Here is a 2,819-nt window from a genome sequence, read left to right on the forward strand (position 1 = left end):
CCTCGTCCGCTCCGGCGCCCGCTTCGAAAACGGCCACCTCGTCGAGGACCTCGAAGTCGCCTGAAACTCAACTCACCCACAAGTCTTGACAATTACTCGCGCAGGCCGGCCGGCTGGCCGAGGCGCTCGACGCCCTCGCCCGGCCGTCCGCGCGGACCGATGGCGAACTCCCCGGTGAGACGGCGGCCCTGGCCGCGTTCCGCGCGGCACGGGCGGCCGGCGGCACCGAAGCGGAATCCGGTCCGGCCGGCCCGTCGGAGGGCGCCGACGCCGGTCTCGTACGGCTCGGCCGCCCCCTGGCCGAGGCCCGGCGGAGGTGGCCGGTGCGCCCGCTGCGGCTCGGTCTGGCGGCCGGGCTCGCCGCGGTGACGATCGGCGGGGTGGCGGCGGCCGCCGGGGCCGGGGTGCTGCCGACCCCGTTCGGCGGGGACGAACCGGAACCCGGCACCTCGGTGACGGCCGCGGCCACGCCGCGCCCCTCCGGCACGGCGCCGGCGGACGGCACCGGCACGGCGTCGCCCGAGGGCACGGGCGAGGAGACGGAGGACGGCTCCTCGCGCGACACCGCCGGCGACGGGAGCGCGCGGCCCGGCACGGGGGACGACGGGGCCGCCGTCCGCGGGTCGCGGGAGTGGTGGAACGAGGTGCTCGACTCCTGCCGTGACGTTCGCGAGGGCAAGTCCGTCGGGGCCGCGCGGTGGCGTGCGCTGGAGGACGCGGCGGGCGGCGACGGCTCCGGCAGGGTGACGGCGTACTGCAAGGCGGCACTGGCGTCGCACGGCGGGAACGGCTCCGGCACGGCGAGCGGGAGCGGCGGCGGACAGAGCGGCGGCAAGGGCAAGGGCAACGGCAACCAGGGCCAGGGCCAGGGCAACGGCAACCAGGGCCAGGGCAACGGCAACGGGAACCAAGGCAACGGCAACGGGAACCAAGGCAACGGCAACCAAGGCAACGGGAACCAAGGCAACGGCAGCCAGGGCAACGGCAACCAAGGCAACGGAAACGGCAACGGCGGCGACGAAGGCAACGACGACGATGGCGGTGGAGGCGGAGGCCACGGCAACGGCGGCAACGAGGGCCACGGTCACCACGGCGGCGGACACAGCCCGAACCGGCCGTGAGCAACCGTGAGCGGCCGTGACCGGCCGCCGCGAGGAAACGAACGCAGGGGGCGCGGGCGGGACCGGGGGAACGTGTCCCGCCCGCGCCGATGGCGCCGAGCCACGGGTACGGGGGGAACCCCGGCTCGTGTGCGCCGGCCGATGACCAGTCGGCCCACTCAGTACTGCGCCGGGCGGCCGGAAAGTGTCACACCGGTGGCGCGGGACCATGTCACACCCGCGCGCCCCCGGCCCGCACCCACCGCCGTCTCACCAGTAGACGACGACCTTGTCCCCGTCGCGGACCTGCGCGAACAGCGCCGCGATCTTCTCCTCGTCCCGTACGTTCACACACCCGTGCGACCCCCCGGCGTATCCGCGCGCCGCGAAGTCGTACGAGTAGTGCACCGCCTGGCCCCCGCTGAAGAACATCGCGTACGGCATCGGGGAGTCGTACAGCGTGGAGACGTGGTGCCGGGACTTCCAGTAGACGTGGAAGACGCCCTCCCGGGTGGGCGTGAGTTCGGTGCCGAACCGTACGGGCATCTCCGAGACCGTGCGGCCGTCGATCATCCAGCGCAGGGTCCGGCTGGTCTTGCTGATGCACAGCACCCGGCCGGTCAGACAGCGCGGGTCCGGAGGCGCCGCCGGCTGCCCGCCGAACGCGTACAGCTCCCACTTCGTCGGCTCGTGGGTCATCGCCCGCAGCCGCTGCCACGTGACGGTGTCCGTGCGGCCCGTCCTGGGCAGCCCGCGCTTGCCCTGGAAGCCGCTCACGGCCTTCGCGGTGAGGTCGTCGTACGTGCCGGTCGGCCCGTCGAACAGCCAGGCGACCTGTTTCAGCCGCGCCTGCACCTCCCGTACGTCCCTGCCGTGGTCGCCGTCGGACCACAGCACCCGCGCCGGAGCGGCCGTACGGGGCGCGGACTTCGTGCGCGGGTTGCGGCGCGGGGAGGCGTTCCCGGAGTCCGACCCGTGGTCACGGGGGCTGTCGTGGGTGGCCGGGACGTCGATGTGGACCGGGGAGGTGCCCCCGCCCCGCCCGTCGCCGGTGGGCTGGACCGTGCAGCCGCCGACGGCCGCGACCAGCGCCAGCGCCCCGGCGCCCGCGGCGAACACCGCACCGCCGCGCCCCGGCCGTCCGCGCCCCGGCCGTCCGGGGGCCGCCGGCACCGCATGGGCCCTCCACCGTCCGCGCCCCACCCGCACTCCGGTCCTCCGCATACCCCTCTTACGCACGTCGCCCCCAGCCGTCTCACCGCTCGCCGTCGATGACCGCCGCCGATACCGCCGATGCCGTCGATGCCCCGCGTGCACCCGGAGTTCTGCCCGCCGTGCGGGCGCTCACGCGTGCTCCGTCGTGCGGGAGGGGGCACAGTTGTGAGCAAGGTCCCAGCTCGGCGCTCTCCACCACGCGCACGCCCGCCGCTACAGTCCGTCGCGAGGGCCGTGCGTACCGGCGGGTAACCGGGCGGGCGGAGCCGGCGGGTTCACCAAGCAACGCGGAGGCACACACCATGGCGCGGGAGTCGGGCAGTGCTCGGTCCACGGAGAGCGGTCTGCCGATCGAGCCGGTCTACGGGCCGGGTGATCTGGAGGGCTGGGATCCGGCGGAGCGGCTGGGGGAGCCGGGGGCGTTTCCGTTCACGCGGGGTGTGTATCCGACGATGTACACCGGGCGGCCGTGGACGATGCGGCAGTACGCCGGGTTCGGTACGG

General features: G+C 74.8%; 3 protein-coding genes. 2 read left to right on the plus strand and 1 reads right to left on the minus strand.

Annotation, left to right across the window (positions count from 1 at the left end):
- Positions 1 to 323: 323 nt before the first annotated feature.
- Positions 324 to 1,121: a hypothetical protein gene (locus tag IO29_RS31185; RefSeq protein ID WP_051708050.1), complete on the plus strand. Its 798-nt coding sequence runs from the start codon at positions 324 to 326 to the stop codon at positions 1,119 to 1,121.
- 249 nt (positions 1,122 to 1,370) lie between these two features.
- Here the strand turns inward: IO29_RS31185 and IO29_RS31190 are convergent, their stop codons facing one another.
- Positions 1,371 to 2,273: a L,D-transpeptidase family protein gene (locus IO29_RS31190; protein WP_420705409.1), complete on the minus strand. Its 903-nt coding sequence runs from the start codon at positions 2,271 to 2,273 to the stop codon at positions 1,371 to 1,373.
- Positions 2,274 to 2,617: 344 nt separating this feature from the next.
- Here IO29_RS31190 and IO29_RS31195 point away from each other — a divergent pair.
- A partial coding sequence (locus IO29_RS31195) for a methylmalonyl-CoA mutase family protein (protein ID WP_030383513.1) occupies positions 2,618 to 2,819 on the plus strand: 202 nt, incomplete at its 3' end.

The sequence above is a fragment of the Streptomyces sp. NRRL F-6676 genome, from assembly GCF_000725625.1.
In the GTDB taxonomy this organism is placed as follows: domain Bacteria; phylum Actinomycetota; class Actinomycetes; order Streptomycetales; family Streptomycetaceae; genus Streptomyces.